At 70.2% G+C, this 26996-nt stretch carries 31 protein-coding genes; 21 read left to right on the top strand and 10 right to left on the bottom strand.

Features of this window, described 5'->3' with window-relative positions:
* Nucleotides 1–14: 14 nt before the first annotated feature.
* On the bottom strand, nucleotides 15–641 hold the full coding sequence (locus OHA17_RS15675; protein ID WP_406507178.1) for an RDD family protein: 627 nt from the start codon (nucleotides 639–641) through the stop codon (nucleotides 15–17).
* A 205-nt stretch (nucleotides 642–846) separates the two neighbouring features.
* Here OHA17_RS15675 and OHA17_RS15670 point away from each other — a divergent pair, with 205 nt between their 5' ends.
* From OHA17_RS15670 to OHA17_RS15645, 6 genes are all read left to right on the top strand, one after another.
* Nucleotides 847–1707, top strand: coding sequence for a bifunctional methylenetetrahydrofolate dehydrogenase/methenyltetrahydrofolate cyclohydrolase (locus tag OHA17_RS15670; RefSeq protein ID WP_406507177.1), 861 nt, complete (start codon nucleotides 847–849; stop codon nucleotides 1705–1707).
* 10 nt (nucleotides 1708–1717) lie between these two features.
* Nucleotides 1718–2224 (top strand): DUF3017 domain-containing protein, encoded by a 507-nt coding sequence (locus OHA17_RS15665; RefSeq protein WP_406510729.1) that lies wholly within the window; start codon nucleotides 1718–1720, stop codon nucleotides 2222–2224.
* Between the two features lie 220 nt (nucleotides 2225–2444).
* Nucleotides 2445–3620 (top strand): sensor histidine kinase, encoded by a 1176-nt coding sequence (locus tag OHA17_RS15660; protein WP_406507176.1) that lies wholly within the window; start codon nucleotides 2445–2447, stop codon nucleotides 3618–3620.
* Nucleotides 3617–4285 carry a response regulator transcription factor gene (locus OHA17_RS15655; RefSeq protein WP_053728352.1) on the top strand — a complete coding sequence of 223 codons (669 nt, stop codon included), beginning with the start codon at nucleotides 3617–3619 and terminating at the stop codon, nucleotides 4283–4285. The genes OHA17_RS15660 and OHA17_RS15655 overlap by 4 nt, the downstream gene beginning before the upstream one ends.
* A gap of 124 nt (nucleotides 4286–4409) precedes the next feature.
* Nucleotides 4410–5369: a DUF2690 domain-containing protein gene (locus OHA17_RS15650; protein ID WP_406507175.1), complete on the top strand. Its 960-nt coding sequence runs from the start codon at nucleotides 4410–4412 to the stop codon at nucleotides 5367–5369.
* 219 nt (nucleotides 5370–5588) lie between these two features.
* Nucleotides 5589–6578 (top strand): malate dehydrogenase, encoded by a 990-nt coding sequence (locus OHA17_RS15645; protein WP_406507174.1) that lies wholly within the window; start codon nucleotides 5589–5591, stop codon nucleotides 6576–6578.
* A gap of 63 nt (nucleotides 6579–6641) precedes the next feature.
* Here the strand turns inward: OHA17_RS15645 and OHA17_RS15640 are convergent, their stop codons facing one another.
* Nucleotides 6642–6956, bottom strand: a complete 315-nt coding sequence (locus OHA17_RS15640) for a hypothetical protein (RefSeq protein ID WP_406507173.1) — start codon at nucleotides 6954–6956, stop codon at nucleotides 6642–6644.
* Between the two features lie 52 nt (nucleotides 6957–7008).
* Here OHA17_RS15640 and OHA17_RS15635 point away from each other — a divergent pair, with 52 nt between their 5' ends.
* Nucleotides 7009–7254, top strand: coding sequence for a helix-turn-helix transcriptional regulator (locus OHA17_RS15635; protein ID WP_053728356.1), 246 nt, complete (start codon nucleotides 7009–7011; stop codon nucleotides 7252–7254).
* On the top strand, nucleotides 7254–7760 hold the full coding sequence (locus tag OHA17_RS15630; protein WP_406507172.1) for a hypothetical protein: 507 nt from the start codon (nucleotides 7254–7256) through the stop codon (nucleotides 7758–7760). Before OHA17_RS15635 ends, OHA17_RS15630 begins: the two co-directional genes overlap by 1 nt.
* Nucleotides 7761–7862: 102 nt before the next feature.
* Here OHA17_RS15630 and OHA17_RS15625 read toward each other — a convergent pair whose 3' ends face one another.
* Genes OHA17_RS15625 through OHA17_RS15615 form a run of 3 tightly spaced genes read right to left on the bottom strand, consistent with a single transcriptional unit; the run spans nucleotide 7863 to nucleotide 9531 of the window.
* On the bottom strand, nucleotides 7863–8582 hold the full coding sequence (locus OHA17_RS15625) for an isocitrate lyase/phosphoenolpyruvate mutase family protein (RefSeq protein ID WP_406510728.1): 720 nt from the start codon (nucleotides 8580–8582) through the stop codon (nucleotides 7863–7865).
* Nucleotides 8579–9037 carry a carboxymuconolactone decarboxylase family protein gene (locus tag OHA17_RS15620; protein WP_406507171.1) on the bottom strand — a complete coding sequence of 153 codons (459 nt, stop codon included), beginning with the start codon at nucleotides 9035–9037 and terminating at the stop codon, nucleotides 8579–8581. The genes OHA17_RS15625 and OHA17_RS15620 overlap by 4 nt, the downstream gene beginning before the upstream one ends.
* Nucleotides 9034–9531 (bottom strand): carboxymuconolactone decarboxylase family protein, encoded by a 498-nt coding sequence (locus OHA17_RS15615; RefSeq protein ID WP_406507170.1) that lies wholly within the window; start codon nucleotides 9529–9531, stop codon nucleotides 9034–9036. The genes OHA17_RS15620 and OHA17_RS15615 overlap by 4 nt, the downstream gene beginning before the upstream one ends.
* A 46-nt stretch (nucleotides 9532–9577) precedes the next feature.
* On the opposite strand from OHA17_RS15615, the gene OHA17_RS15610 reads away from it, so the two are divergent.
* The gene (locus OHA17_RS15610) at nucleotides 9578–10984 is read left to right on the top strand and encodes a PLP-dependent aminotransferase family protein (protein ID WP_406507169.1); all 1407 of its coding nucleotides are present in this window, start codon (nucleotides 9578–9580) and stop codon (nucleotides 10982–10984) included.
* Between the two features lie 14 nt (nucleotides 10985–10998).
* On the opposite strand, the gene OHA17_RS15605 is transcribed toward OHA17_RS15610, so the two are convergent.
* Nucleotides 10999–11859 carry a hypothetical protein gene (locus OHA17_RS15605; protein ID WP_406510727.1) on the bottom strand — a complete coding sequence of 287 codons (861 nt, stop codon included), beginning with the start codon at nucleotides 11857–11859 and terminating at the stop codon, nucleotides 10999–11001.
* 140 nt (nucleotides 11860–11999) lie between these two features.
* On the opposite strand from OHA17_RS15605, the gene OHA17_RS15600 reads away from it, so the two are divergent.
* From OHA17_RS15600 to OHA17_RS15580, 5 genes are all read left to right on the top strand, one after another.
* Nucleotides 12000–12269, top strand: coding sequence for a hypothetical protein (locus OHA17_RS15600; RefSeq protein WP_344375388.1), 270 nt, complete (start codon nucleotides 12000–12002; stop codon nucleotides 12267–12269).
* 24 nt (nucleotides 12270–12293) lie between these two features.
* Nucleotides 12294–13475, top strand: coding sequence for a glutathionylspermidine synthase family protein (locus OHA17_RS15595; RefSeq protein ID WP_406507168.1), 1182 nt, complete (start codon nucleotides 12294–12296; stop codon nucleotides 13473–13475).
* Between the two features lie 528 nt (nucleotides 13476–14003).
* Nucleotides 14004–15779: a hypothetical protein gene (locus OHA17_RS15590; RefSeq protein ID WP_406507167.1), complete on the top strand. Its 1776-nt coding sequence runs from the start codon at nucleotides 14004–14006 to the stop codon at nucleotides 15777–15779.
* A gap of 1 nt (nucleotide 15780) precedes the next feature.
* On the top strand, nucleotides 15781–16167 hold the full coding sequence (locus OHA17_RS15585; protein WP_406507166.1) for a hypothetical protein: 387 nt from the start codon (nucleotides 15781–15783) through the stop codon (nucleotides 16165–16167).
* 7 nt (nucleotides 16168–16174) lie between these two features.
* Nucleotides 16175–17077 (top strand): hypothetical protein, encoded by a 903-nt coding sequence (locus OHA17_RS15580; protein ID WP_406507165.1) that lies wholly within the window; start codon nucleotides 16175–16177, stop codon nucleotides 17075–17077.
* Between the two features lie 12 nt (nucleotides 17078–17089).
* Here OHA17_RS15580 and rocD read toward each other — a convergent pair whose 3' ends face one another.
* Nucleotides 17090–18325, bottom strand: coding sequence for an ornithine--oxo-acid transaminase (rocD, locus tag OHA17_RS15575; protein ID WP_406507164.1), 1236 nt, complete (start codon nucleotides 18323–18325; stop codon nucleotides 17090–17092).
* Nucleotides 18326–18536: 211 nt separating this feature from the next.
* Between rocD and glyA the strand changes: the two genes are divergently transcribed.
* From glyA to OHA17_RS15560, 3 genes are all read left to right on the top strand, one after another.
* Nucleotides 18537–19808 carry a serine hydroxymethyltransferase gene (gene glyA / locus OHA17_RS15570; protein ID WP_406507163.1) on the top strand — a complete coding sequence of 424 codons (1272 nt, stop codon included), beginning with the start codon at nucleotides 18537–18539 and terminating at the stop codon, nucleotides 19806–19808.
* Between the two features lie 126 nt (nucleotides 19809–19934).
* Nucleotides 19935–21653, top strand: a complete 1719-nt coding sequence (locus OHA17_RS15565) for a recombinase family protein (protein ID WP_406507162.1) — start codon at nucleotides 19935–19937, stop codon at nucleotides 21651–21653.
* 111 nt (nucleotides 21654–21764) lie between these two features.
* Nucleotides 21765–22013, top strand: coding sequence for a hypothetical protein (locus tag OHA17_RS15560; protein ID WP_406507161.1), 249 nt, complete (start codon nucleotides 21765–21767; stop codon nucleotides 22011–22013).
* Nucleotides 22014–22907: 894 nt separating this feature from the next.
* Here OHA17_RS15560 and OHA17_RS15555 read toward each other — a convergent pair.
* Entirely contained in the window at nucleotides 22908–23126 is a 219-nt protein-coding gene (locus OHA17_RS15555) for a hypothetical protein (RefSeq protein WP_406507160.1), read from the bottom strand.
* Between the two features lie 47 nt (nucleotides 23127–23173).
* On the opposite strand from OHA17_RS15555, the gene OHA17_RS15550 reads away from it, so the two are divergent.
* Nucleotides 23174–23518 (top strand): HNH endonuclease, encoded by a 345-nt coding sequence (locus OHA17_RS15550; RefSeq protein WP_406507159.1) that lies wholly within the window; start codon nucleotides 23174–23176, stop codon nucleotides 23516–23518.
* A gap of 52 nt (nucleotides 23519–23570) precedes the next feature.
* Here the strand turns inward: OHA17_RS15550 and OHA17_RS15545 are convergent, their stop codons facing one another.
* On the bottom strand, nucleotides 23571–23765 hold the full coding sequence (locus OHA17_RS15545; protein WP_406507158.1) for a LysM peptidoglycan-binding domain-containing protein: 195 nt from the start codon (nucleotides 23763–23765) through the stop codon (nucleotides 23571–23573).
* Nucleotides 23766–23996: 231 nt separating this feature from the next.
* A complete protein-coding gene (locus OHA17_RS15540) occupies nucleotides 23997–24416 on the bottom strand; it encodes a hypothetical protein (RefSeq protein WP_406507157.1) in 420 nt (139 codons plus the stop codon).
* A gap of 706 nt (nucleotides 24417–25122) precedes the next feature.
* Here OHA17_RS15540 and OHA17_RS15535 point away from each other — a divergent pair.
* The 3 genes from OHA17_RS15535 to OHA17_RS15525 all read left to right on the top strand — a co-directional run bounded on the left by OHA17_RS15535 (nucleotide 25123) and on the right by OHA17_RS15525 (nucleotide 26977).
* A complete protein-coding gene (locus OHA17_RS15535) occupies nucleotides 25123–26058 on the top strand; it encodes a major capsid protein (protein WP_406507156.1) in 936 nt (311 codons plus the stop codon).
* Between the two features lie 174 nt (nucleotides 26059–26232).
* Entirely contained in the window at nucleotides 26233–26481 is a 249-nt protein-coding gene (locus tag OHA17_RS15530) for a hypothetical protein (protein ID WP_406507155.1), read from the top strand.
* Entirely contained in the window at nucleotides 26447–26977 is a 531-nt protein-coding gene (locus OHA17_RS15525; protein ID WP_406507154.1) for a DUF6879 family protein, read from the top strand. Before OHA17_RS15530 ends, OHA17_RS15525 begins: the two co-directional genes overlap by 35 nt.
* The last annotated feature ends 19 nt before the right edge of the window (nucleotides 26978–26996 follow it).

Raw genomic sequence — 26996 nt, 5'->3', positions numbered from 1 at the left:
CGGGCCGGGGCGGGTCAGGCGGACTTGACCACCACGGTGGAGCACACCTTGTCGGCGAAGGTCTGCTTCTTGGTGTCCCACAGCGGCCAGAGCCAGCCGAGGTAGCAGGCGATGCTGTCCAGGAAGTGGGCGAGCCGGCGCACGAAGGCCATGCCGAAGCCGATCGGCTGGCCGTCGCTCTCGCGGAGCAGCTTGATGCCGACGGCCTTCTTGCCGGGAGTCTGGCCGGTGGTGCCCTCCTGGTAGAGGAGCCAGAGCATCAGGCCGATCAGGGCGACGAAGCCGAGCAGCGCCAGGAAGACGCCGACGCCCTTGCCGACGGCGCCGCCGATGCCCGCGAGCAGGCCGTACGGGACGCCGATGATCAGGCCGTCGATGATGGTCGCGCCCACGCGCTGGATCCAGCCCGCGTACGGCGGCATTCCACCGGCGAAGCCGAGCGGCGCCTGGGGGTAGCCGTAGCCCTGCGGGGCCTGCTGCGGGTAGCCGTAACCCTGCGGCGGGACGCCCTGCGGGGCCTGCTGGCCCTGCTGCGGGTAGCCGTAGCCGGGCTGGCCCTGCTGCTGGCCGTACGGGTTGCCGCCCTGCGGGGGCTGCTGGGGCTGCTGCCCGTAGGGGTTGTTCGGGTCGCCGAAGCTCATGACGGATTTTCCTCCGTTGGTGTTGCGGGGACGACGCGGCCCGAGCGGAGGAATAGCTGTTCTGAGCGGATTGCCCCCCGGCACTGCCCGCGGCACTGCGCGGGTCATCGTTCTAAATGAGACATAAGTTTGTCCAGCCGGTTGCTGGATGTGTTGTGCAAGTGCAACTTGGGCGATCATGCGTCGCCCTGAAAGAATGGGAAACATGACCGCCCAGATTCTCGATGGCAAGGCCACCGCCGCAGCGATCAAATCCGAACTGGCCGTCCGCGTGGCGGCCCTGAAGGAGCGGGGCGTCACGCCCGGCCTGGGGACCGTGCTCGTCGGGGAGGACCCCGGCAGCCAGAAGTACGTCGCGGGCAAGCACCGCGACTGCGCCGAGGTCGGCATCGCCTCCATCCAGCGCGAGCTGCCCGCGACCGCGACGCAGGACGAGATCGAGGCGGTGGTGCGGGAGTTGAACGAGGACCCCGCGTGTACCGGCTACATCGTCCAGCTGCCGCTGCCCAAGGGCATCGACGAGAACCGCATCCTGGAGCTGATGGACCCGGCCAAGGACGCCGACGGTCTGCACCCGATGAACCTCGGGCGCCTCGTCCTCAACGAGCCGGGCCCGCTGCCCTGCACCCCGTACGGCATCATCCAGTTGCTCCGCAAGCACGGCGTGGAGATCAACGGGGCCGAGGTCGTCGTGGTCGGACGCGGTGTCACCATCGGCCGTTCCATGCCGCTGCTGCTCACCCGCCGCTCCGAGAACGCGACGGTCACCCAGTGCCACACCGGCACGCGCGACCTGTCGACGCACCTCAAGCAGGCCGACATCGTCATCGCGGCGGCCGGCGTTCCGCACCTCGTCAAGCCGGAGGACGTGAAGCCGGGCGCGGCCGTGCTCGACGTCGGCGTCAGCCGCGACGAGAGCGGCAAGATCGTCGGCGATGTGCACCCCGGCGTCGCCGAGGTCGCCGGCTGGCTCTCGCCGAACCCGGGCGGGGTCGGCCCGATGACCCGCGCCCAGCTGCTCGTCAACGTCGTCGAGGCGGCCGAGCTCGCCGCCGACGCGGGCTGACCGGAAAGGCCTGAGCCCCATGGGTGCTGGTACGAGTCCCGAGCCGGCCAAGGACGCGGAGCCGTCGGCCGCGCCGGGCGGGTCCGCCGCGGACGCGTCCTCGGCGCGGCCCCGCAAGGGCGGCTCGCGGCGGTTCCCCTCCGTCACACGGGACACCGCACGCCCCGAGGGCGGCGGCCGTGCCGCACCCGGCGACGCCTCCGCGCCCGCCCGCCAGTGGCCGCTGCTCTCCGTTCTGGTCGCGGTCGGCTTCGGGCTCCTCATAGTGGCGACCGAACCGTTCGGCCAGGCCTTCCGGGTCGGGCTCGTCATCATCGGCGCGGCCCTGCTCGCGGGCGCGGCCCTGCGGTGGACGCTGCCGTCCGTCGGCATGCTGGCCGTCCGGTCCCGCTTCACCGACATCTCCACGTACGGAGTGCTGGGCCTGGCCATCGTGCTGCTTGCCCTGATGGCCCAGCCCCGGCCCTGGCTGAACGTGCCGTTCCTTGAGGACGCGGTTCATTTCACGGTCAGGTAGGGCGTGGTACCGGGCCGGACGGCCCCGCACTCTCCCCCGGGTGAGTGCGGGGCCGTCCGCCGTCCCGCTGGGGAAAACTACGACAGGTGCGGCCCCCCGTCGTCCCGCACCGGGTTGAACCCGCCCTGGAACAACGGCAGTACAGGGCCGGCTCCTACAACTCCCGCAGTACTGCGACGGGTTGACGTCCTCGTGGCCGCACCGGGGTTACCCTGCGACGATGCGGATCCGCCCCCAATTCGCCGATGCGCTCATCGCCGTGGCCCTGACCGGTGCCTCCGCGGTGCTCGGCAAGGAGTCCGGGAGCCAGGGCTGGGATCCGCTGGACGCCTGGGGATATCTGCTGGTCGCGCTGGCCGGCCTGCCGCTCGCGTTCCGGGTGCGGGCGCCGCTGGCCGTACTGCTGTGGACGCACCTCGTCTTCGTCGTGTACGTGGCCGGCGGGTACTGGCCCGTCGTGACCACCTTCGGGCCGATGCTCTCGCTGTACACGGTGGCGTCCCTGTGCGCCCTGCGTACGGCGGTGGCCTGCGGGGTGCTCATGGTGGGGGCCTGGATCTACGCCGGGGTGGCGGCGGGCCCGCGCGGGTCCATGGCGTCCGTCGTCACCCAGGCCCTCGTGTTCGCGCTCGTCCTGCTCCGCTTCGGGGCGCTGGCCCGCCGCTCCACCGAGCTCGCCCGCCAGCTCCGGCGCGAACAGGCCGAGCGGGCCCGGCGCGAGGTGGCCGCCGAACGCGGCCGGATAGCACGGGAGTTGCACGACGTGGTCGCCCACCACATGTCGGTGATCTCCGTGCAGGCCGGGCTCGCCGGATTCGTCTTCGCCTCCGATCCGCCCACCGCCCGGGCCGCGCTCGCCACCATCTCCGGCACCAGCGCCGAGGCCCTGGAGGAGCTGCGCCGGATGCTCCAGGTGCTCCGCGAGGCCGAGGACGGGGCGCCCGCCGACCCCATGCCGGGCCTGGACCGGATCGGCGAGCTCGCCGACCGCATCCGGGCCGGCGGCATCCCCGTCACCGTACGCACCCTGGGCACCCCGCGCCCGCTGCCGCCCGGCGTCGAACTGTGCGCCTACCGCGTGGTGCAGGAGGCGCTCACCAACGTACTCAAGCACGCCGGAAAAACCCGGGCGGAGGTCCAACTCCATTACAAACGGCATGAGTTGACTGTTTCGGTCATCAATGAGGGCGAGGGTGAGGGCGTCGAGCGGGAGGGGGTGATTTCGGACAGAGTGCGCACCGGTGGTGGACACGGGTTGATTGGCATGCGGGAGCGGGCCAAGCTCTACGGCGGGTCGATCAGCATCGGCCCGCGGAGCGAAGGCGGGTTCGCCGTGACCCTGAACCTGCCGACCTCCGCAGGGGCGCTTTCGGGGGAAGAAGACGCATCGGGATGATCAGGGTGCTCGTCGTCGACGACCAGTTCCTCATCCGGGCCGGACTGGTCGGACTGCTGAGGGCCGCGCCCGGGATCGAGGTGGTCGGCGAGGCGGGCGACGGCGCCGAAGCCGTGCGTCAGGCCGCCGCGACCCGCCCCGACGTGATCCTCATGGACATCCGGATGCCCGGCACGACCGGCATCGAGGCCACCCGGCGCATCCTCGCCGAGGCCCCCGACCCCGCGCCGCGCATCCTCATCCTGACCACCTTCGACCTCGACGAGTACGTCTACCAGGCGCTGCGCGCCGGGGCCGCGGGCTTCCTGCTCAAGGACTCCGGGCCCGAGCGGCTGCTCGCGGCGGTCGCCGCGGTCGGCGGCGGCGACGGTCTCTTCGCCCCCAGCGTCACCCGCCGCCTGGTCGAGGCCTTCGCCTCCAGCACCGGCCGGCCCGGCGACGAACCGCCGCCCGAGATCGGCGCGCTGACCGCCCGCGAGACCGAGGTCCTGCGCCTCACCGCGCGCGGCATGTCGAACCTGGAGATCGCCGACCAGCTGTTCATCAGCGAGGCCACCGTCAAGACCCACCTCAACCGCACCATGAGCAAACTCGACCTGGACAGCAGGGCCCAGGCGGTGGTGGTGGCGTACGAGACCGGCCTGGTCACCCCGGGCGGGGTTTAGACGCAGGCTCTGAACGTCCCCACCCGCCCCAAGTCACCTCCTTCGTCCCGGTGCGCACCAGTGCGGGAACTGACATCCTGGGCCCGTGCATCCCTGGGGGTAGTGACGGAAATTTGGGGGAGCGATGCCTCGCTGGAAGGCGCTGCCGGAGGAACTCGACCCGCAGGTACGGGAGTTCGCGAGCCAGCTGCGCAGGCTGGTGGACCGCAGCGGGCTCAGCGTCGCCGCCATAGCCGACCGGACCGGGTACAGCAAGACGTCCTGGGAGCGGTATCTCGGCGGCCGCCTCCTCGCCCCCAAGGCGGCCGTGCTCGCGCTCGCCGAGGTGACCGGCACCAATCCCGTCCATCTGACCACCATGTGGGAGCTGGCCGAGCGGGCCTGGAGCCGCTCCGAGCAGCGGCACGACCGCACCATGGAGGCCCCCCGGGTCGCCCAGGCGAGGGCCGCGCTCGGCGAGTTCGGTCCTGCCGAGCCGCCGGGCGGGGCGCGCGCCCAGTCGCCCAGCGCGGGGCTCACCGACCGGCGGCCGAAGCAGGCGAAGCAGTGGGCCCCCAAGCCGCCCGCCGGGCCGGGCCACAACCGGCGCCGGATCGTCATGTTCCTGGCCGGGGTGGTCGGCGCGCTCCTCGTCATCACGTCCGCAGTGCTCCTCACCGACCTCGGCAAGAGCGACGGCAAACCGCAGGCCAAGCCCACCCCGAGCCACTCCGCGTCGCCGCCCGCGCTGCCCGCCGGGGTCAAGTGCGTGGCCGCCTCCTGCACCGGCCAGGACCCCGAAGCGATGGGCTGCACCGACAAGTTGGTCCAGACGGTGGGCAGCGCCAAGGTCGGCGTCTCGGTCGTCGAGGTGCGGTACAGCAAGACGTGCCGGGCCGCCTGGGCCCGCCTCAAGCAGGTCGCCCCGGGGGACCGGGTGCAGATCAGCTCGGGCGGCACGGCGGGCGACGCGGTGGTGGCGGACGCGTACCGCGACACGTACACCAAGATGCTCGCCGTCGACGGCCCGGCGGCCGCGAAGGCGTGCGCCACGCTGAAGAGCGGGAAGAGCGGCTGCGCCGCCGGAAAGGCCGTCGCGGGCTGAACGGGCACGGCGGGATCGGCCACTACCGGTCAATGATCGATCAGCGTGAGGCGTCCCACAGGTGTACGGGGGTGTGGGACGCCCAGGGTCGGATAGCCTGACCGCTGGACATCTCTTCACGTCAAGATTCAGACGGTCGCACGTCAGGTTTCCGGCGTACGGGGTGCCCGGAAACGAGGGGCAACCCCCCACCACCCGCTGTTTCTAACGGAGATCGCCATGACCCGCACTCCCGTGAATGTCACCGTCACCGGCGCGGCCGGCCAGATCGGCTACGCGCTGCTCTTCCGCATCGCCTCCGGTCACCTGCTCGGCCCGGACGTGCCGGTCAACCTGCGCCTCCTGGAGATCACCCCGGCCCTGAAGGCCGCCGAGGGCACCGCCATGGAGCTCGACGACTGCGCCTTCCCGCTGCTGCGCGGCATCACCATCACGGACGACGCCAACGTCGCCTTCGACGGCGCCAACGTGGCCCTGCTCGTCGGCGCCCGCCCGCGCACCAAGGGCATGGAGCGCGGCGACCTGCTGTCCGCCAACGGCGGCATCTTCAAGCCGCAGGGCAAGGCCATCAACGACAACGCCGCGGACGACATCAAGGTCCTCGTCGTCGGCAACCCGGCCAACACCAACGCGCTCATCGCGCAGGCCTCGGCCCCGGACGTACCGGCCGAGCGCTTCACCGCGATGACCCGTCTGGACCACAACCGGGCGATTTCCCAGCTGGCGAAGAAGACCGGCTCCACGGTCTCCGACATCAAGCGCCTCACCATCTGGGGCAACCACTCGGCGACGCAGTACCCGGACATCTTCCACGCGGAGATCGCGGGCAAGAACGCGGCCGAGGTCGTGGGCGACGAGCAGTGGCTGGCCGACGAGTTCATCCCGACCGTCGCCAAGCGCGGCGCCGCGATCATCGAGGCCCGTGGCGCGTCCTCGGCCGCCTCGGCCGCCAACGCCGCCATCGACCACGTGCACACCTGGGTCAACGGCACCGCCGAGGGCGACTGGGCCTCGATGGGCATCCCGTCGGACGGCTCCTACGGCGTCCCCGAGGGCCTCATCTCCTCCTTCCCGGTCACCGTGAAGGACGGCAAGTACTCGATCGTCCAGGGCCTGGACATCAACGAGTTCTCCCGCAAGCGCATCGACGCCTCCGTCAAGGAACTCGCCGAGGAGCGCGACGCGGTGCGCGAGCTCGGCCTCATCTGAGCCGAGCAGCAAGCGCATCGACGAAGCCCCGGCAGCCACTGCCGGGGCTTCGCCCGTTCCCGGCTACCGCACCGCGTCCTTCGTCAGCTGGACGGCGGAGAGCAGGCTGAGCTCCGGCCGGGCGTCGCGCAGCGCCTTGACCGCGCGCACCGACTCGTCGTCCGGGCCCTTGTAGCCGACCGAGGCCCGCTGCTCGCGCACCCAGCGCCCGCGCAGCTCGCGGTCCGGTACGGCCGCCGCCCGCTCGGCGATCCGGAGGGCCGCCTCAAGACCGGGCCGCTCCGCCTCGCCGGCACCCTCCAGCGCCTCCCGCAGCGCCTGCGCGATGTCGTCCGCGTCGCGCAGCACCAGGACCGTAAGTTCCTTGAGTCCGAACATCAAAACTCCCCGCTCGTTGTGTTCCTGCTCATCAATGTAGTACTTCTTATACATGAGCGAGCAGGTGCACAACAGGTTGGCGATGGTGCGTGCCGAGCGGAAGGTGTCGCGACAGAGCCTGGCCGAGGCGGTGGGAGCGCACTACCAGACCATCGGCTACATCGAGCGGGGGCAGTACAACCCGAGCCTCGACCTGGCGTTGAAGATCGCGGAGTACTTCGGGCTTCCGGTGGAGGCGCTGTTCTCCCTGAAGCCGTTCCGCCCGCTCACCGACGAGGCCTACGGGAGGAACCAGTGATGGACGGCCGGCTGACGCGTTACGACCGGTGGATGCAGCAGACCATGAACCGGCGCGAGGCGGCGCCGCTGTACGCGACGGCGGCCCGCAGGCGGGTCCTCGTCGTCGTGCACACAGTGCTGACCGCCGCCTTCGTGACCGCCTTCCTGGCGGCCCTGATCGACAGGTCGATGGTCGCGGCGTGCCTGCTGATCGCGCTGCTGCTGCCGTGGTGCGTGGCCACCGGCGCCATCAACGCCTCGACGCGCGGCCTGCTCGAACTGCGCCGCCGGGCCCTGGACGAGCGCCAGCGCGCCGAGCGCAGCGAGGTCCTGGCGCGCGCCCACCGCATCACCACCGCACTGCTGCTCGCCACCGTCGCCGCCGCCGGCGGGTACGAGCTCGCGGGCGGCACCCTGGGCGGAGCAACGGTCTTCCGGGTGCTCCTCTGCGTCCTCGTCACGCACTGGCTGATGCCGATGTGGGTGGCGGGCCTGCGCGCCCAGGACGAGCCGGACGGCGAGTAGCCGGTACGCGGTGCGGGCGCACCGGCCGACGCATGGCCGGTACGTGGATGAGGGTGCCCCCGGCCGCACAAGGCCGGGGGCACCCTCATGTGCGTACAGCGCCTACAGCTCGCGCACCTGGCGGGCGATGTCCCGCAGCGCGTTCGTCGCGCGGATCTGCAGGCCGGGGCCGAACGTGATGCGGCCCGCGCCCAGTTCGCCGAGCCGGCGCGGTCCCGGGGCGTCCGGCAGGACCGCCATGTTCACCGGCACCGGCACGGCCTTCGCGATCTCCGGCAGGTGCTCGGCCGGGGCCGCGAACGGGTAGACGCCGTCCGCGCCCGCCGCCACGTACGCCCGGGCCCGCGCGATCGTCGCGCCCAGCTCGGGCAGCCCGCGGATGTACGTGTCGACGCGGGCGTTGATGAACAGCCGGTCGCCCGCCTCCGCGCGCAGCTCGGCCAGCCAGTCGGCGTGCCCGGCCGGATCCTTGAGGGCGCCATGGGCGGAGTCCTCCAGGTTGCAGCCGACCGCGCCCGTCTCCAGGAGCCGGTCCACCAGCTCCTTGGGGCCGAGGCCGTAGCCGTCCTCGATGTCCGCAGAGACGGGGATCGAGACGGACCGCACGATCCGGGTCACGGCGGCGAACATCTCGTCCGCCGGCGTGGACCCGTCCTCGTACCCCAGCGACGCCGACACCCCCGCGCTCGGCGTCGCCAGGGCCGGGAAGCCGGCCTCCTCGAAGACCCGGGCGCTGGCCGCGTCCCAGGGCCCCGGCAGGATCAGCGGATCGCCGGGGGTGCGCCCCTGGTGCAGGGCGCGGAAGGCGGCGGCCGGGTTCAGCTGTGCCATTCGGTCTCTCCGGGTGCCGTGCGGCGGGTCACCATCAGCCGGTTCCAGCTGTTGATGACGGTGATCGCCGCGATGAGGTGGGCGAGTTGGGTCTCGGTGAAGTGCTCGGCGGCCCGCTCGTACACCGCGTCGGGTACGAAGCCTTCGGTCAGGACGGTGACCGCCTCGGTGAGGGCGAGGGCCGCGCGCTCCTGCTCGGTGAACAGGTAGCCGGCCTCCTCCCACGCCGTGAGGAGATCGAGCCGCTCCTCGGCCTCGCCGCCCTTGCGGGCGGCCGCGAGGTGCATGTCCAGGCAGAACGCGCAGTGGTTGAGCTGGGACGCGCGGATCATCACCAGCTCGGCCAGGACCGGGTCGCCCAGGCCCCGCTTGGCGGCCGCGCCGAGCCCCGCGAGGCTCAGGTAGACCTGCTGCGGGACCTGGAACTCCCTTGCCGCTGTGCTCACTTGTACATTCCGGGTGTGTAGTGGCCGGCCGCGCCGCGGGTGGTCACGCCGAAGCGGTTCCAGGCGTTGATCATGGTGATGGTCGCGATGAGCTGCGCGAGCTCGGTCTCCTCGAAGTGCTTGGCGGCCTTCTCGTACACCGCGTCCGGTACGAAGCCGTCGGTGAGGACCGTGATCGCCTCGGTCAGCCCGATCGCCGCGAGCTCCTTCTCGGTGTAGAAGTGCGCCGACTCCTCCCAGGCGCTGAGCTGCACGATCCGCTCCACCGACTCGCCCGCCGCGAGCGCGTCCTTGGTGTGCATGTCCAGGCACAGGGCGCAGTGGTTGAGCTGGGACGCGCGGATCTTGACCAGCTCGGCGATCACCGGGTCGAGCCCGCGCTCGGCGGCCGCGGTCAGCTTGATCATGGCCTTGTAGACCTCGGGCGCGGCCTTGGCCCACTGGAGGCGGGGGGACTGCTCGGGTGCGTACGTCTTGGTCTCGTTCGTGGTCATAAGACGAAGGTACGGGGGGTGTGGCACCCGGGTATGGTCCATTCCCATGGTGAAATCCTGGGCCACTTCTCCGGAAACTCTCGGTGTCGATCTGCACATCGACGTGGGTGGCGCGGGCCTGCGCTCGGGCCTCACGGACGCGCTGCGCGAAGCCGTACGCAGCGGACGGCTCACCCCGGGCACCCGGCTGCCGTCCTCGCGCTCGCTCGCCGCCGACCTCGGGATCGCCCGCAACACCGTCGCCGACGCCTACGCCGAACTGGTCGCCGAGGGCTGGCTCACCGCGCGCCAGGGCTCCGGGACGACGGTGGCCCAGCGCGCCGTGGCCCGCCCCGACCGGAGCCACACCCGGCGCCTGCCGACCCGCCGCAAACCCACGTACAACCTGATGCCGGGCTCGCCCGACCTCGCCTCCTTCCCGCGCGCCGAATGGCTCAAGGCGGCCCGCCGGGCGCTCACCGACGCCCCGCACGAGGCCTTCGGCTTCGGCGACCCGCGCGGCCGTATCGAGCTGCGCACGGTCCTGGCGGACTATCTGGCCCGGGCGCGCGGCGTGTACGCGTCGCCGGACCGCATCGTCGTCTGCTCCGGGTTCCTGCACGGCCTGATGCTGATGGCCAAGGTGCTGCGGGCCCGCCGGGTGCGGGAGGTGGCGGTCGAGTCGTACGGCCTCGACTTCCACTGGAAGGTGCTGACCGACGCGGGCCTTCGCACCCCGCCGCTGCCGCTCGATCAACTGGGCACCCGCACCCAGGAGTTGGGGGAGATGAAGGGGGTGGGGGCGGTGCTGATGACGGCCGCGCACCAGTTCCCGGTCGGGCTGCCGCTGCTGCCCGACCGGCGGGCGGCCGCCGTCGACTGGGCGCGCACCACGGGCGGGCTGATCGTGGAGGACGACTACGACGGGGAATTCCGCTACGACCGCCAGCCCGTCGGCGCGCTTCAAGGTCTCGACCCCGAGCACGTCGTCTACATCGGCACCGCCAGCAAGTCCCTGGCGCCCGGGCTGCGGCTGGGCTGGATGGTGCTGCCCGGGCACCTCGCGGACGAGGTCGCGCAGGCGAAGGGCGGGGACTGGGCGGGCGGCGCGCTCGACCAGCTGACGCTGGCCGAGTTCATCCGGTCCGGCGCGTACGACCGTCATGTGCGCGGCATGCGGCTGCGCTACCGGCGCCGCCGCGACCAGTTGGTGACCGCGCTCGCCGAGCGGGCCCCCGAGGTCCGGGTCAGCGGCATCGCGGCCGGGCTGCACGCCCTGGTCGAACTACCGCCCGGCACCGAGCGCTCCATCATCCGGGCCGCGACCTGGCAGGGCCTGGCCCTGGAAGGCCTCTCCCGCTACCGCCACCCCGAACTCGCCCCGGACCGGGACGCGTTGGTGGTGGGGTACGGGACGCCGCCGGACTCGGGGTGGACGGGGGCGCTGGACGCGCTGTGCAACGCGCTTCCGTAGAGGTACGGCCGGTTTCAGCGCTCCTGTACGTCCTGGAGCGAGGGCTCCGGGGCGGGCTCCGGGGCTTCGCCGAAGCGGGCCAGGGCGAGCGCGCCCGCCACCGCCACCGCGAAGCCGGTGACGGTCAGCCAGCCGAGCCCGTCCCGGGTGCGGTCGCCCAGCCAGGCCACGCCGACCAGGGCCGGGCCGATGGTCTCGCCGATGACCATGCCCGCCGTCGCCGTGGTGACCGAGCCGCGCGACAGCGCCGAGGTGAGCAGCAGGAACGCGGCGCCGCCGCCGAGCAGCAGCGCGTAAAGGGCGGGGTTCGTCAGGTCGAAGGGGTCGTCGATGAGCCGGACCGCGACCTCGACCACGCCGAACCCGCAGCCCGCGCCGAGCCCGAGGATCAGCGCCCGGGCGCGGTCCGGCAGCCGGCCGCCGACCGCGCCCGCGAGCAGCACCGCGGCGGCCACCCCGAGCAGCCACCAGTGCAGGGAGGCCGGGCCCGCTTCCTTGCCCTCGGCGCCGGACGACAGGCCGAGCATGGCGAGGCCCGCGCAGACGACCCCGACCGCCGCCCACTCCGTACCCGAAAGCCGGACCTTGAGGACGCGGGCCGCGACCACCGCCGTCACCGCGAGCGAGGCGGCGAGCGCCGCGCCGACCGCGTAGATCGGCACAGAGCGCAGCGCGATGATCTGGAAGACGAAGCCGAGGCCGTCCAGGGCGAGCCCCGCGACGTAGCGCCACTGGCGTACGGCGCGAAGGAGCAGCGCCGCGTCGACACCGGAACCGGCGCCCGCCCCCGTACTCGGCTCGGCGGCGCGCGTCGCGGCGGCCTGGAGAACGGTGGCCGTACCGAAGCAGACGGCGGACGCGAGCGCGCAGATCATCCCGAAGAACACAGGGGGACTGTAGCCGCAGGCCCGGCGGGCGGTGAAAGCCCGGGGGCGAGGTGCCGATGGCCGGGAACTAGTGTGTGGCCGAAACGCGTCCCACAGCGAAGTCGGTACGAGAACGGGGGAGATCCGCGATGCGAAGGTTCAGGTCCGCGACGGTGGTGCTCGGCGGGATGGGAGTGCTCGCCGCGACGCTCACCGCGTGCAGCGACGAGCCGGACCGGCGCTGCGTCAACCCGGTCACGTACAAGGAACTCCCGAAGTACGAGTGCAAGAGCGGCGGCACCGGTCAGTACTACTACGGCGGCTCCAGCCGCAGCGGCAAGGTCTCCGGCGGCTCCTTCGACAAGTCCGGCGTCTCGCGCGGCGGCTTCGGCGGCCACAGCGACTCCAGCGGCGGCTGAGACACGGGAACGCAGGGCACGCACATGGAACGTCATCGCATACAACCGCGCCCCGACTGGCAGCGGACCGTCGAGGAACAGGGACTGATCTACCCCCTGACCCGCTACCCCGACGACTCGCTGCGCCCCTACTGGGACGAGAGCGCGTACTACTCCTTCACGCTGCCGGAGGTCGAGGCGCTGGAGGAGACGGTCGAGGAACTGCACGGCATGTGCATGGCGGCGGCGGCCCACATCGTCGAGAAGGGCCGCTTCGCGGATCTGGGGATCATGGACGGCCGGCTGGCCGACCTGGTCGCGGAGTCGTGGCGCCGAAGGGTCGAACTCCCCTCCTTGTACGGCCGGTTCGACCTGCGGTACGACGGGACCGGCCCCGCCAAGATGCTGGAGTACAACGCGGACACCCCGACCTCGCTCGTCGAGGCGGCGAGCGCGCAGTGGTTCTGGATGGAGGACCGCTTCCCCGGCGCGGACCAGTGGAACTCGCTGCACGAGCGCCTCGTCGAGGCGTGGAAGCGGCAGGCCCCGCTGCTGCCGCCCGGGCCCGTGCACTTCGCCCACTCCGACACCGACGAGCTGGGCGAGGACCTCATGACGGTCGCCTATCTCCGCGAGACGGCCGAGCAGGCGGGCCTCGACACGGAGGCGCTGTCGGTCGAGTCGATCGGCTGGGACCGCATGACCGGCCGCTTCGTGGACGACCGCCTCCGGTTCATCCGGGCCTGCTTCAAGCTGTACCCGTGGGAGTGGCTGGCCTCGGACGAGTTCGGGCCGCAGGTCCTCGACACCCTCGACAACGGGGGCGGTACGGGGACCACGTGCTGGATCGAGCCGGCGTGGAAGATGCTGCTCTCCAACAAGGCGCTGCTCGCGGTGGTGTGGGAGCTGTACCCGGGGCACCCGAACCTGCTCCCGGCGTACCTGGACGGGCCCCGGGACCTGGCCTCCGGCCGGGGGTACGTGGCGAAGCCCCTGCTCGGCCGGGAGGGCGCGGGCGTCACCCTGCACCCCCCGGGGACGGCCCCGGCCCGCCCCGAAGAGCCCTGCTGCTACCAGGAGCTGGCCCCCCTGCCGGACTTCTCGGGGAACCGGGTGGTGCTGGGGGCGTGGGTCGTGGAGGACGAGCCGGCGGGGCTGGGCATCCGGGAGTCGGAGGGGCTCGTCACGGACGGGTATGCGAGGTTTGTGCCGCACGTCATTCGGTGAGGGGGGATTTGCCCGCCCGCCCGCCCGTTGCTCGGGGTTGGATGAGCTGAGCCCTGGGGCTGCGCCCCAGACCCCTGCGGGGGCTCCGCCCCCTGCACCCCTTTCCGGGGCTCCGCCCCGGACCCCGTTCGCGCCTTAAGGGCGCTCGTCCTCAAACGCCGGACGGGCTGAAAATGCTCGCCCCTGCCAGGATCCATCCTGCTAGGGGCGCGAGGCTGTGACATATGCGGCTCCGCCGCGATGGGGGTCCCCCCTGTTCGAGCGAAGCCGAGAACTTGGGGGAGCGACCAGCCACCCACGGTCCGCAGCCGGAAGCGGGGCCAGGGGCAGAGCCCCGGCGATGCGCCCCCTCTGCAACCCCGTGCTCCTCCAGCGTGCCTCAGGAGAACCCGTGGGGACGGTGTGAACGGGGCGGCATGTGCGGCGGCGCGTCGCTACCATGTCCACCCTGGCTGCGCCCGAACATCCCTTCCATGCAAGGAAGTTGAAGGGGTGCGGCGTACGCCCATCGTCTCGGGGGAGCAGGACATGACGCAGGCTCACGTGCCGCAGCAGGCGCAGGCTACGGGGCAACCCGGCGGGCTGCCGCCGGTGCATCCCTCGCTCAGCGAGGCGACCCGCCTCATGGCCGCGGGCAGCTACCTCGACGAGGAGTACCGCGACGCCGTCATCGACGAGCTGTACGTCCACGAGGAGCGGGTCACCGCACCCTCCCTCGGCTTCGACGCGGCCCGCGTCCTCGCGCACGCGCTGCGCGCCCGGAACCTGGAGATCGCCTGGGCGCTCGGCATCCTCGTGCTCTGGGTGCTCGGCGTGGTCGTCACCCAAAGCGCCCTCCTCCTGGTCCTCGGCCCCTGCCTCCAGCTCGGCATCGCCCGCCTCATCCGCGGCACCGCCCGGCCCGCACCCTGGTACCGCACCGTCCCCGCGTTCGTCCTGCGCTGGTGGGCGCGGGTTCTCCTGGGGCTGTTCGGCGTCGTCCTTGTGATCTCGCTGTTCGGCGGGTTCGACGCCGCCTCGCACCACGGCTCGTACGGGTACGGGAGCAGCGGCGACGGCGGATACGACGCCTTCGGTGACGGCTTCGAGGGCGCCAACTCCGTGCCCACCGCTGTCACGGGCCCCGCCCGGCTGCTGGGCGGCGGCACCTTCGACGTCGCGAGCCAGGGCTTCAGCCCCGGGCTCGCCTGGGGGGTCGCCGCCTGCATCGCCGTGCTCGCGCTCTGCGTCGGCCTCCAGCGCCTCCAGTTCGCCAGGATCATGGCGGGCGAGCTGTCGCCCGAAGGCTTCCAGGACTTCGCCGCCGACCCCGCGCAGAGCAACGACAACGGACGGCTCAAGCGGCTCGCCGCGATGATCCGCGTCGAGCAGCACGCCCGGCTCGCGGTCTACCGCGCCGACGCCCCCTTCCGCGGCGCGGGCGACCCCTTCGAGCCCTGGTCGGTCACCATCCAGCTGCGCCCCCGCAAGTCGCTCGGCGACCGGCGTCCGACCCGGGTGAGCAACGCCGAGATCCTGCGCATCGTCGAACCCCTCATCACCCAGCTCCGCATCCCCGCGCCGACGGTGGCCGCCGAAGCCCTCGCCGTACGCGACCGGCTGCGTCAGCTCGAAGTCACCGAGTACGTCTTCCTGCCCGTCGAGGGGCTCCCCTCGCGCATCCACGCCCCCTACCGCGACGGCGACTTCGAGCAGCACCGCGCCGCCGCCCTGGAGGAGGGCGGCGAGGCGCGCAGGCACTTCCTGCGGATCCGGGTCGGCGGCTGGGAGGAGCACCTCGTCACCACCGTGTTCGTACGCGTCCACACCCAGGGCGGCATGCTGGTCCTGGAAATCGCTCCGCACGTCCTGCCCCCGCTCCGCGAGGACTTCTTCCGCGCCGACCGCGCCGCCCACGACTTCAACTGCCGCACCCCGCCGGGCAAGGCGGCCTGGGCCCTTGTGCGCACCCCGGGCTCCGCGTTCCGCTCGCTGCTCGTGATCGGCCGCGCGATCGGCTCCACCTGGCACCGCCTCACCGGCGGATACGGCCGGGCGCTGCCCGACGGCCCCGCCCGTTCCGTACGCGAACTCGCCGCGGCGCCCGACACCTCCCTCTTCCAGGCGATGGACTACCGGCGTTACGTGAAGTCCATCGAGGACCGGGTGACCAGCGGCGTGCGCAGCGCGCTGTACGAAGCCGGGTACGACACCGGACAGTTCGAGCAGAAGATCGTCAATGTCGCCCAGGGCGGCGTCATGATCGAGAACTCCCGAGGGGCGATCAGCGTCGGCGACCACAACACCGTCAGGAACGAGGGCTGAAATGACCACACCGGGTGACGACAGCACGCCGCGAGACCAGCGATCCGTACACATCAGCGGGGTGACCGGATCCGTTTCCGTCGGCGACCACAACAAGGTGACCAGCGTCTACCGCGCGGGCGCCGCCGACGACGAGGCGCACCGTCAACTCCTCGATGCCATCGTTGAGTTCAGGACCGGGCTCGCCCAGCTCGTGCGCAACGACCAGACCCGCGCCCTGGACGCCGAACTCGCCGAAACCGAGGAGGAGATCCGCGCCGAGGGCCAAGCCACTCCCGGCCGCCTCGCCCGTCTCGGCGAGCTGCTCGCCGGCGCCACCACCCTCACGGGCCTCCTCGCCTCGGGCGAGACGCTGGTCCAGCGGGTCCGCGACCTGATCGGGATGTGAGGCCCAGGTGAGCGGCGGCAAGGACGAGGTCCGCTGGAACGCGGCCACCCAGAAGTGGGAGACGGTACGGGACGCCGCTTCCCCGGCGGCTCCACCGCCACCACCCCCCGCACCCCCACCGGTCCCGGAGGCGCCGCCCCTCGTCCCCGGCAACGCGTACGACAACACCCACGCGGACCCGTACCGGACGGTCGGCCCGCAGCCGGAACCCCCGGCGCTCCCCGAGCCGCGCCCCGGCCGGCGCGTGCCCGTCGCCGTGGTCGCCGCGATGGTCTTCGTCGCCGTGGCCGGCGCGGGCGGCGGCTGGCTCCTCGCCCACGGCGGGACGCACCACGCGAAGGCCGAGGCCACCTCGCCCGCCTCCGCCTCCGCCACCCCGGACAGGACGGGCGACGGCAAGAGCAGCCCGTCCGCGCCGCCGTCCCCTTCGCCCAGTACCACCGTGCCGGCCGGTTTCCAACTCGCCCAGGACCCCAAGGGGTTCAGGCTGTACGTGCCGCAGGGCTGGACCCGTGAGGACCAGGGCCCCAAGGGCGTCTTCTACAACTCCGCCGACCGCACCCGCCTCATCCAGGTGTACCTGGTCTCCGAGGCGAGCCTGAGCCCATATGACGCGCTGAAGCAGACCTCGGGGGAGCTGGCGAAGAACCCCGGGTACCAGGAGATCAGCCTCGGCAACGACGCGACCGTACCCGGCGTCGCCCCGCAGGCCGCGCGGCTCGTCTACGCGTACGACAACCAGCAGCTCGGCCACCGGCGCCAGGTCGTCGACTACGCCTTCCTGACGCCCGGCGGCCAGCACTACGCCGTGCTCTCCGCGGCTCCCGCCGAGGTGTGGCCCGAGCAGGAGCAGACCCTGAAGACCGCGCTCAGCGTCTTCTGCTCGGGCTCCGACTGCCCGTCCCCGTAAGGGAGTTGGCGGCTACCGTTCGGCGAGCACCGCGCGCAGCTGGTCGAGGCCCCAGTCCAGATCCTCCTTGCTGATGACCAGGGGCGGGGCGAGCCGGATCGTCGAGCCGTGGGTGTCCTTGACCAGGACCCCGCGGTCCATCAGCCGCTCCGAGATCTCCCGGCCCGTCCCGTACGACGGATTGATGTCCACGCCCGCCCACAGCCCGCGCCCGCGGACCGCCTCGACCGCGCCCGCACCGGTCAGCAGGCCCAGCTCGTGGTGCAGGTGATCGCCGAGCTCGGTGGCGCGCTGCTGGTACTCGCCGGTGCGCAGCATCGCGATGACCTCCAGGGCGACCGCGCAGGCCAGCGGGTTCCCGCCGAACGTCGAGCCGTGCTCGCCCGGCCGGAACACGCCGAGCACTTGAGACGACGCGGCGACCGCCGACACCGGGACCACCCCGCCGCCCAGCGCCTTGCCCAGGATGTACATGTCCGGCACCACGCCCTCGTGCTCGCACGCGAAGGTCTTCCCGGTGCGGCCGAGCCCGGACTGGATCTCGTCCGCCATGAACAGCACGTTCCGCTCACGCGTCAGCTCCCGTACGCCCGCGAGGTATCCGGGCGGCGGGACCAGCACGCCGGCCTCGCCCTGGATGGGTTCGAGGAGCACGGCCACGGTGTCGTCGGTGACCGCGGCCCGCATCGCGGCGAGGTCGCCGTACGGGACGATGTCGAAGCCCGGCGTGTACGGGCCGTAGTCCGCGCGGGCCTCCGGGTCGGTGGAGAAGCTGACGATGGTGGTCGTACGGCCGTGGAAGTTGTCCCGGGCGACCACGATCTTCGCCTGCCCGTCCGGTACGCCCTTGACCTTGTACCCCCACTTGCGGGCGGTCTTCACGGCGGTCTCCACCGCCTCCGCCCCGGTGTTCATGGGCAGCACCATGTCCTTGCCGCACAACTCGGCGAGCTCCGTACAGAATTGGGCGAAGCGGTCGTGGTGGAACGCCCTCGACGTGAGGGTCACGCGGTCCAGCTGGGCCTTCGCCGCGTCGATGAGCCGACGGTTGCCGTGGCCGAAATTGAGGGCCGAGTAGCCGGCCAGCATGTCGAGATAGCGCCGGCCCTCGACGTCCGTCATCCAGGCGCCCTCGGCGGAGGCGACCACGACGGGCAGGGGATGGTAGTTGTGCGCACTGTGGGCCTCGGCGGAACGGATGGCGTCTTCGGTCACGGCGTGTGTCGACACGGGTTCTCCGATCGTCATGCGGCATGGGGCGTCGGTGGTGCCCTTTTCTATCGTCGCTCGGATGCCGGACGAAGAAACCTTGCCGTCGGACGTGGCCGGTAGGGTGTTCGGTACGCACGGCGACTGGCGAGCGGGGAAGCGACCCCGGGGAAGCCGTGCGCGGCCTGCCGCACGAGGTGCCGCCCGCCTGGGCACCCCGGGAACCTGTCAACGGACCCCGGAGGACGCCATGAGCCTTCCCCTTTCCCACCCCGCCCTGCTGGCCACCGACCCGGAGCTGGCCGCGCTGGTCTCCGCCGAGGAGCGGCTCCAGTCGGACACCCTGCGCCTGATCCCCAGCGAGAACTACGTCTCGACGGCCGTTCTGGAGGCCTCGGGGACGGTGCTGCAGAACAAGTACAGCGAGGGCTACGCGGGCCGCCGCTACTACGAGGGCCAGCAGAACATCGACAAGGTCGAGACGCTGGCCGTCGACCGCGCCAAGGCCCTGTTCGGCGTCGAGCACGCCAACGTCCAGCCGTATTCGGGCTCGCCCGCCAACCTCGCCGTGTACCTCGCGTTCGCCGAGCCCGGCGACACCGTGATGGGCATGGCCCTGCCGATGGGCGGCCACCTCACGCACGGCTGGGGCGTCTCGGCGACCGGCAAGTGGTTCCGCGGAGTGCAGTACGGGGTGCGCGCCGACACCGGCCTGATCGACTTCGACGAGGTACGCGAGCTCGCCCTCAAGGAGCGCCCGAAGCTGATCTTCTGCGGCGGCACGGCGCTGCCCCGCACGATCGACTTCGCCGCGTTCGCGGAGATCGCGCAGGAAGCGGGCGCGGTGCTCGTCGCGGACGTCGCGCACATCGCGGGCCTGATCGCGGGCGGCGCCCACCCGTCCCCGGCGCCGTACGCGGACGTCATCTCCACCACCACGCACAAGACCCTCCGGGGTCCGCGGGGCGCGATGCTGATGTCCCGGGAATCGCACGCGAAGGCCATCGACAAGGCGGTCTTCCCCGGGCTCCAGGGCGGCCCGCACAACCAGACCACCGCGGCGATCGCCGTCGCCCTGCACGAGGCGGCGCAGCCGGCGTTCTGCGCGTACGCGCACCAGGTGGTGGCCAACGCGCGGGCGCTCGCCCAGGCGCTGCTCGCCCGGGGCTTCGACCTCGTGTCGGGCGGCACGGACAACCACCTGATCCTGATGGACCTGACGCCGAAGGACGTGCCGGGCAAGATCGCGGCGAAGGCCCTCGACCGGGCCGGGATCGTCGTCAACTACAACACCGTCCCGTACGACCCGCGCAAGCCCTTCGACCCCTCCGGCATCCGCATCGGCACGCCGTCCCTGACGTCCCGGGGTCTGGACGTCTCGCACATGGAGCTGGTGGCGGAGTGGATCGACCGGGGTGTGACGGCGGGGCGGGCCGGGGACGAGGCGGCGCTGTCGGCGATCCGGGGCGAGGTGGCGGCCCTGCTGTCGGCGTACCCGGCGCCGGGCCTGCCGTTGGACTAGCCCTGGGGGCCCTTCCCCACCCCGCCCCTTCCCGATGCTCCGGACTGAGTGTTCTGGAGTGATCAGGTCGTGGCGGTATCTACGCAGGTCAGGCAGCCTAGGCAATCTTTGCTCCCCACGCGGAGCATGGAAAAGAGCAACGGAACCCTAGGAACAGCCTTCACCGAGACTCTGCGTGGGGTTCGTTGCGTCCGATTGTCGGTGCGCACGGATGAGACCACCAGCCCCGAGCGTCAGCGCGAGGCAGACGACATAGCAGCGGCATCCCTCGGCATCGCGTTCGGCGAGGGCGACGCACTGCGCGAAGCGGTCGACCTGGACGTGAGTGCGTCCAAGATCGGCCCCTTCGAGCGTCCGCAGCTCGGGGGGTGGCTCTCGCGGCCGGACGAGTTCGATGCGCTGGTGTGGTGGCGCTTTGACCGGGCCATACGGTCCATGGGCGACATGCACGAGCTGGCGAAGTGGGCCAAGTCTCACCGCAAGATGCTCGTCTTCGCCGAGGGCATCGGCGGGGGTCGGCTCGTCTTCGACTTCCGCAACCCGCTCGACCCCATGAGCGAACTCATGATGCTCATGCTCGCGTTCGCGGCACAGGTCGAGTCGCAGTCCACCAGCGACCGGGTGACCGGGGCGCAGGCAGCCATGCGCAAGATGCCGCTTCGGTGGCGTGGCGGCGGTAAGACGACGTACGGCTACCTTCCTGCCCCCATGCCGAAGGAGCACGGCGGGGTTGGCTGGACGCTCGTCCCGGACCCGGTAGCGGTCAAGGTCATTGAGCGCATCATTGCCGCCCTGCTCGCCGGTCTCGCTCCGCTCGCCATTGCCCGGATGCTGAACGCTGACGGCGTGCTGTCCCCGTCCGCGCACTGGGCCGCCTACAAGGCACGTACCAAGAACAACAGCGCAGAGCCCGACGAGAGCGCCACACCGAAGCGCAAGCCCGCACAGTGGCGGGACAAGACCATCGTGAAGATGCTGACCAGCCCCGCACTGCTCGGCTGGAAGATGCACCGCGGCAACCCGGTCCGGGACGACCAGGGCGCACCGGTCCTCGCTTCCGAAACACCCATCCTGACCCGCGAAGAGTTCGACCGCGTGGGCGTGCTGCTCACTCCTAAGCCGGTTGCCAAGCGTCCGCCCGTGCGGAAGGACTCCGGCTCGTTGCTGCTGCGGGTCATCCACTGCCACGGATGCGGCAGCCGGATGTACCTGAACAAGGGCTATTACTCGTGCTCGTCCTACAAGTACGGATCGGACTGCCCCGCCCCCACTGCTGTGCGCGCGGACTGGGCAGACGAATACGTGAACAACGAGTTCCTGCGCCTGGTCGGCCCCGTGCAGATCACCCGCACCATCGAGATACCCGGCTACGACCCCTCGCCCGAAATTGACGCCACCGTGGCCGAGATGGAGGAACACGACGAGCAGAAGGGCCGCCGCAAGTCCAAAGCGGGCATGGCAGCCTGGCAGCGCCGCGCAGACGCACTAGAGACCCGCTTGGCCGAGCTGGAGTCACGGGAGAAGACCGAGCCCCGCCGAGAGATCCTGTCGACCGGCCGCACCTACGCCGACGACTGGAACAACGGGGACACCGTGGCGCGGCGAACGATGCTCGTCGACGCGGGGGCACGGCTCATGGTCAAGCGCGGCACCAAGGGAGGGTGGCGACGGCTCGACCTGCGCCGTGTGGACTTCACTATCACCGGTGACCTTGACCCCGCCATTGAAGAGAACGCGACCATGGCGGACGAGCTTGCCACCGAGCACAACCCGCACCACGCGCCCACGGCGGGGGCAACGGCGCACCGCAATCTGACCCCGCAGACACTCGCCACGGCTGCCTAACTAGCCGCAGACAGCCCCGGTTAGCCCGTGTGCCCGCCGGGGCTGATGTTGCCCGCAAGCAAGCGGCTAGAACGGGCCCATGCGGTTCTGTGTGGTTCGTACGCTGCCTGCATGGACATCCTGAACGATGCAGATGTGCACACGATCTTGGAGCCCCACCAGGATGGTGGACTGATCTCCCGCCTGTACGAAACCGGGGAGATCACCGACAAGGAGGAAACAGTTCAGGCTCTCGGACGACGAGCGCAAAACGTGCTGTACGGAGGCGACGAGCACACGGCGCAACGGCTGCTGAACGTGGTGGAGTACGTCAGCGTGACCGGCGAGCGTTCGCCGGTCCCCAACTGGCCGAACCGCTGACCTCTCGGCAGCCCGATAAGCTCATTGCACCCCGCACCAGAATGGGCGTGCGGGCTAGGCCCGGTGCCTTACAGGCTCGTCCTGGAATGCAGTACGACCGGTCCGCACAAGCCCCGGCAGTCCTCGGACCGCCGGGGCTTTCCCATGCCCGCAGACGGGCGCATGGGGCGCCCCGTAAGCCGCTCGCTGGCGACCCCTCGGGCTTGGACTGCCTAACAGCGGGACGAGGGGTGTTGGAGTGTTGGTTTACACCACTTTTTTAGAACACGTAGAAAAAATATAGAAGAAGAGAGACAGCCGTCCCGAACGGCACAGCATCACCGATCAGCCCCGGGCAAGGCTTGCTCCCCACCATGCCCGGGAGAGAAACCCACCCCCCTCGCCTAGTACGGGGCGGGCAAGGCTTGCTCCCCACTAAGACCGGGAGAAAGACCAACCCGTTTCCGCGCAGCGTGCCAGGCAAGGTCTGCTCCCCACTATGACCGGGAGAAAGCCCCGGCCGAACCTGACTCCGAAACGGTGAGGCTCGGCAAGGTCTGCTCCCCACTACTTCCGAGAGCGGGACTACCGCGCACCCACCCAACGGGGGAATCCGGCGGACTGAGTGCCCGCTCTCGGAACAAGCGTTGCCCGTGCACCACGCGCCCCGCGTTACCGGGGTGGTCGCAGGGGTCGTGAGGCAACGCGTGCGGGGACTGCACCGCCCACGAGTAACCCGCCCACCAGGGCGAGCCGAAAGGGGTTGTAAGCGCGTGCAGTCCCCTCGTTGTCCAGCCTCGCCAGCTCGGACACCAAGATACTCAGGAACGTCACACTGACAGAGGAACGTTCAGGGTGTCCACGGCAGGGACGACACAGTTCGCTTGCCGCACAGAGCTAGAAGAGGACCGGTTCCTACCCAACAAAGAGGACTGGTTCCTGCGGAATGATGGCGACCTTCGTTCGAAGGTCACGCAATCCGATCTTTGAAATGTCTAGCCCGGCATGCACGCCAGTGTCAGGTGCGGCACTGGCGGATGCGGCGAGAGCACCAACGAGCGCAGCGGCTCCGAGGGCGAGGGCGGCAGTTGCAACGATCTTCTTCATAACCAACAAAACGATGGATTCGGGCATGAGGCACGGCCCGTTACTCAGATATCAGAACGAAACTGGGGGCACGCATGCGCTGCATCGACTGTATCGAGCCCGCAACACATCGCGGACGCTGCACAGTTCACGACCAGGAACACCAGGACCGTCCCTCGGTTCGGGCTCGTCGTTCACGCGGTAGGCGGCGTGCGAAGCGGTTTGATGCTGCGGCTCGGCTCCGCCGGCGAGTGCAGGAACGGGGCTCGGCCTGGTGCGCCTGGTGCTTGGGTGACTTCCCCGCTTCCGGGGTGGACGTGGACCATGTGCGCCCGCTGTCCCTGGGTGGCGAGGACATAGACAGCAATGTTCAGGTGCTGTGCCACGGATGCCATGGGCTGAAGACACGTACGGAGTTCGGTAAGGCTCGGACGGCGTGACATGGTTCCGCCCCGGCACGGAGTTGGTGCGCTGTCCCGGGGCGGGGGTGGGCTATTCAGGGATGGTCAGCACCATGCCCGGTCGAAGGTTGCCGGGGTCTGGCCCGATCTGCACGGCGTTTGCTTTGTAGATCCTCTCCCACTGGTTGGGGTCTCCGTACTGTTGCTTCGCGATCGTGGAGAGCATGTCCCCGGGCTTCACGGTGTAGGTCTTGCCGGGGTTCGGTGTTCCCTGCTCATCAGACATGCGACTCCCCTTGGTAGTTGTGGCGCTACGGACTGTGCCTGATCTTGGCATGCCCAACAGCCCCTGAACCAGACCCCCTTGGCATGAGGTGATCCCCTATGCCCCGTAAGCCCCGCCCCCCGTGCTCTGTCCCCGGGTGCCCCGAGCTGACCAGGCTCGGACATGGCTCCGCCCCGGTGCGGCCACGGAATGGCTCGCACTGGGGCGGGTCTGTCGGATCAGCAGCGCCGACTAGAACTCGAACTTCACGCCTGCCAGGAAGACACTGCCCTTGTTGTCGCCGCTGCGCGCGCTGAGAACCGGCATGGGAGCCGCCGCGTAATTCCCCACGGTCTTGCCTGTCCCGTCAACGACTCGGATCGCTGCGGGTGTGACGGTTCCGCCGCTGACGACCAGGACGGGCACGCCGTCCGTGTAGCGCAGGCTCAGCGTGCCCACGTCCTCGGGCTTGATCTCCGTAGCAGGGATCAAGCCCAAGTCGGTTACCTCGGCGGTCGCTTGCTTGTCATCCACTGGGATGGCGTTCAAGTCAGCTTCCTCCGGCGCCTGGGCTACTTCGGAACCGTCCGGTTGGATCTGCCCATCGGCAGTCCTGGGGTAGACGTTGTAGTGGTACTGCTGGCTGTATCCGCCGCCGCTTTCCTCAGACATGACAGCCCCCTCACTGGTCAGCACCTTGCCGCCTTGACCAGAGAGTCGCAGGACGCAGCGTCACCAAACAGCGACTCTGTGCGGAACGGCTGAGAACCGACAGTGTGGCGTGAACACACCGCCACATGTCAGCCCTGACCTGGGGCAACTACCCCACCCCTCGGAAGGTGCCCCCATGCCCCGACGACCCCGCCCCCCTTGTTCTGTCCCCGGGTGTCCCGAGCTGACCACTGGCGGGCGCTGTGAGCGTCACGAGCGTGAGGCGAACCGTACGAGGGTCACGCCTGGTGGCAGTTCGTATGGGCGCCGTTGGCCACGCATCCGGGCCGCCTATCTGTACGCCAACCCGTGGTGCGTGCTGTGCGGTCGCACGGCCAACGTTGCGGACCATTTCCCTGTGAGCCGCCGCGAGTTGGTGGCTCGGGGCGTGGCGAATCCGGATGCGTTCGAGCGTCTGCGTCCGCTGTGTACGTCGTGTCATAGCCGTGAGACAGCGAAGCATCAACCGGGCGGTTGGGCCGCCGAGGAGGCGCCGAAAGCACCGCCGTTCTGACTCGCCGACCAGGCGGGTACTCCCCTCTCCGCCCCTTCCGGCGCGGCAGGGAGATGACTTTCTCGCATGGCTCATTAGGCCATTTCTGTGGGCGCCGCCAGTAAATAGCAGCGGCGCCTTTTCGTTTACCCATTCCGAAGTAAGGAATTACTCATGTCTTTGACTCTTGCTGAATCCGCGAAGCTCTCTCTTGACCAGCTTCAGCGTGGCGTGATCGAAACGTTCGTTCAGGAATCGCCGATCCTGGACCGGCTCCCGCTGATAACGGTGGCGGGCAACGCTTACCGGTACAACGAGGAATCCACCCTTCCCGGGGTTTCGTTCCGGGGTGTGAATGAGGCCTACCCGGAGAGCACGGGCACGCTGAACCAGCGGATCGAGACGCTCGCCATCCTTGGCGGTGACGCCGACGTGGACAAGTTCATCGTGCAGACCCGGGGCAACCTCAACGATCAGCGGGCCGTGCAGACCGCCATGAAGGTCAAGGCCGCTTCCGTCCACTTCGCTGACCAGTTCTTCAACGGCGATGTGGAGGTGAACCCGAAGGGTTTCGACGGGCTGCGCAAGCGGCTGCTTGGCGGTCAGGTCCTGGACGCGAAGGGCGTCGGCCCGGTCGCCAACGGCCATGACTTCTTTGACACGTTGGACGCGCTGGTCGCCCAGGTGCGCGGCATCAATGGCACGAACGGAGCGCTGTACATGAACGCCGCGCTCCGGGCGAAGATCGAGTCCGGATTCCGGCGCCTCGGCGGTGCCGAACTCCTCTCGGCCGAGATCGCCGGGAAGCGCACCACCACCTGGAAGGGCATCCCGCTTCTTGACGCCGGGCAGAAGCTGGACGGCACCGACGTACTCCCGCTGACGGCCGGGACCGGGGCCAAGCAGACCGGTGACATCTACGCCGTGCGCTTCGGCTCCACCGAGGCCGACGCCGGAGTGACCGGCCTGACCAACGGCGGCGTGCAGACCACCGACCTGGGCGAGTCCCACGACAAGCCGGTCTACCGCACCCGCATCGACTTCTACTGTGGCCTCGCCCTGTTCGGCGGCAAGGCCGCCGCACGGCTGACCAGCGTCCTCGCCGGCTGACCTGCCCACCCCAAAGCCCCCGCGCTCGTTATCCCCATCGGGGCGACGAGTGCGGGGGCTTTCTGCGTATCCGCATCGGTCAAGTTCGCCCGGAACGCGCCCTCTTGACGCTGTTCTGCTGAGAGAGTGATGGTCGTGCAACGGTGCGCAACTCGCTCGACAGCGGAGGCGATCATGTCCCTACTCTTCTTCGGCAAGGACCCCGACACGGACGAACGCAACTGCCCGACCGTGTGGGTTGACCTGGAAGCTGAAGAGATGTTGTTCCAAGGGTGGAAGCCGGACGAGGCGAAGCTAGCCGAATGCCTGAAGACCGGCCCTATCCCCGACAGCGAAGCGGTTGTGCGGCTGCCCCTGCGGATGGTGGCCGCTATCAGGAAGGCGTGTGATGAGGCAGAACGGGCCGGTGTTCGACTTCGATGAGGTGCTAGCCCGTAGCACCCGATCCGCTGTGCATCTGGAGATGCGCGATTCCTACGCGGCGGACAACGAGACCGGCCGCTACGCCGAGTGGAAGGCGGGCAAGCGCTATGACCCGAACGACCGTGCGTCGTGGTGGCGCCCGTGGCACTCGCTGATCTCTGAGACTGTGGCGCGGGGTCTCGTGGTGCGCCGGGCCCGCATCGTTTCTGAGCCTGTCTCGCAGTACATCCGTTTCGAGTATGACGGCACGTTCATGAACGTTGCGGCGGGTGAACTGGTGAGCTGGCTGCCGAGGCGGCAGGCATCGGACCTGGCGTTGCCTGGTAACGACTTTTGGGTGTTCGACGGCGGAATCGTTCGGTTCGGGCACTTCTCGGGAGACGGCGAGTACCTGGGCGAGGAGTGGACCGAAGCTCCGACCATCGCTGACTTGTGCTCATCCGCCTTCGAGGCAGTGTGGCAACGCGCGACTCCTCACGGGGAGTTCAAGGTCTAACGGCTCTCACTCGGGATAG

The organism is Streptomyces sp. NBC_00212 (assembly GCF_045206365.1).
Classification (GTDB): Bacteria; Actinomycetota; Actinomycetes; order Streptomycetales; family Streptomycetaceae; genus Streptomyces.
The sequence above is the reverse complement of the archived record's forward strand: the minus strand, read 5'-3'. Positions and strand labels throughout refer to the sequence as shown.